Source organism: Roseateles sp. P5_B10 (assembly GCF_056400485.1).
The window spans coordinates 1-2,102 of the sequence record NZ_JBFULE010000876.1 but is presented as its reverse complement, the minus strand read 5'-3'; the positions used below and the strand labels follow the sequence as shown (position 1 = coordinate 2,102).

At 66.0% G+C, this 2,102-nt stretch carries 2 protein-coding genes; both read left to right on the top strand.

Going from position 1 to position 2,102, the window contains the following annotated elements:
• Positions 1–909 (top strand): molybdopterin-dependent oxidoreductase (locus AC1DU6_RS28755; protein ID WP_477861317.1); only part of this gene is annotated, 909 nt, incomplete at its 5' end.
• Between the two features lie 14 nt (positions 910–923).
• Entirely contained in the window at positions 924–2,021 is a 1,098-nt protein-coding gene (gene nuoH, locus AC1DU6_RS28750; RefSeq protein ID WP_477861315.1) for an NADH-quinone oxidoreductase subunit NuoH, read from the top strand.
• The last annotated feature ends 81 nt before the right edge of the window (positions 2,022–2,102 follow it).

The window sequence follows — 2,102 nt, the reverse complement described above, 5'->3', positions numbered from 1 at the left end:
GCAATCCTGCTGGGCAACGCTGCCGCCGAGCACTCGCAAGCCGCCAGCCTGCTGGCGCTGGCGCAGTGGATTGGTCAGCAGACCGGCGCGAGCGTCGGCTATCTGACCGCRGCTGCCAACACGGTTGGCGCGCAGCTCGTGAAGGCCCAGCCGCAGATCGACGGCCTGAACGCCGGCCAGATGCTGAACGGCACCTCGCTGAAGGCCGCACTGCTGCTGAACACCGACCCGGTGCTGGACTCCGCCAATGCCGCCGCCGCCGCCAAGGCGCTGGACGCGGCCGAGATGGTCGTCGTGCTGAGCCCGTTCAAGAGCGGTCTCGAATACGCCGACGTGCTGCTGCCCATCGCCCCGTTCACCGAGACCTCCGGCAGCTTCGTCAACGCCGAGGGCCGACTGCAGAGCTTCGTCGGCGTCGTGCGCCCGCTGGCCGAGACGCGTCCGGCCTGGAAGGTGCTGCGTGTGCTGGGCAATCTGCTGGGCCTGCCGGGCTTCGACCAGGACAGCTCCGAGCAGGTGCGCGAACAAGCCCTGGGTGGCGACATCGCCGCCCGTCTCAGCAACGCCACCACCTCTGCGCCGCAAGCCGCGGTCAAGGCTGAGGGCGTCGAGCGCTTCGGCAATCTGCCCATCTACGCGACCGATGCGCTGGTGCGCAACTCGACCTCGCTGCAGCTGACCACCGACGGCCGTGAAGCCGCCACGGTCGGCCTGCCCAGCAGCCTGTGGCAACTGCTTGGCTTGGCTGAGGGCGATCAGGTCCGCGTCGTGCAGGACGGCGGTGCCGCCCAACTGCCCGCACGCCTTGAAGCCGGCCTGCCGCAAGGCGTGGCCCGCGTGCCCGCTGGCCTGGCACAAACCGCCGCGTTGGGTGCTGCCTTCGGCACGCTCAACATCAGCAAGGTCTGAGGGAGCTGACAAGAATGATCGACACCCTCTACCAGAACGGCGCCTCGCTGCTGGGGGCCCTGTGGCCCCTGGTGTGGAGCCTGATGAAGATCATCGCGGTCGTTGCACCGCTGATGATCTGCGTCGCCTACCTGACGCTGTGGGAGCGCAAGGCCATCGGCTGGTCGCAGATCCGCCCGGGCCCGAACCGCGTCGGCCCCTACGGCCTGCTGACGCCCATCGCCGATGCGGTCAAGCTGATCTTCAAGGAGATCATCAAGCCCGCAGCCGCGAGCAAGGGCCTGTTCTTCCTCGGCCCCGTCATGACCATCATGCCGGCGCTGGCCGCCTGGGCCGTCGTGCCCTTCGGCCCGGATGCCGCCGCCGCCAACGTCAATGCCGGCCTGCTGTACCTGATGGCCATCACCTCGCTGGAGGTCTACGGCGTCATCATTGCCGGCTGGGCGTCCAACTCGAAGTACGCCTTCCTCGGCGCGCTGCGCGCCTCGGCGCAGATGGTCTCCTACGAGATCGCGATGGGCTTTGCGCTGGTCGTCGTGCTGATGGTGACGGGCAGCCTGAACATGACCGAGGTCGTGCAGGTGCAGGAACGCGGTTGGTTTGCATCCCACGGCGTGCCGCTGCTGTCGTGGAACTGGCTGCCGCTGTTCCCGATCTTCATCGTCTACTTCATCTCGGGCCTGGCCGAAACCAACCGCCATCCGTTCGACGTCGTCGAAGGCGAATCGGAAATCGTTGCCGGCCACATGATCGAGTACTCGGRCATGTCGTTCGCGATGTTCTTCCTGGCCGAGTACGCCAACATGATCCTGGTGTCGGCCCTGGCCGTCCTCATGTTCCTGGGCGGCTGGAGCGCGCCGATCTCCTGGAGCCTGTTCGGCATGGAAACGCCGACCTTCATCCAGCACACGATGGCGTTCTGGAATTGGGCCTGGCTGTTCGGCAAGACCTTCTTCGTCGTCACGACGTTCCTGTGGGTGCGCGCCACGTTCCCGCGCTTCCGCTACGACCAGATCATGCGTCTGGGCTGGAAGATCTTCATTCCCATCACGCTGATCTGGCTGGTCGTTGTCGGTGCCTGGATGCAGACACCGTTCAACATCTGGAAGTGAGGCGGCGCCCATGACTGCAATCACGAATTTCGCGAAGACCTTCTTCCTCTGGGAACTGCTCAAGGGGATGAAGCTCACCGG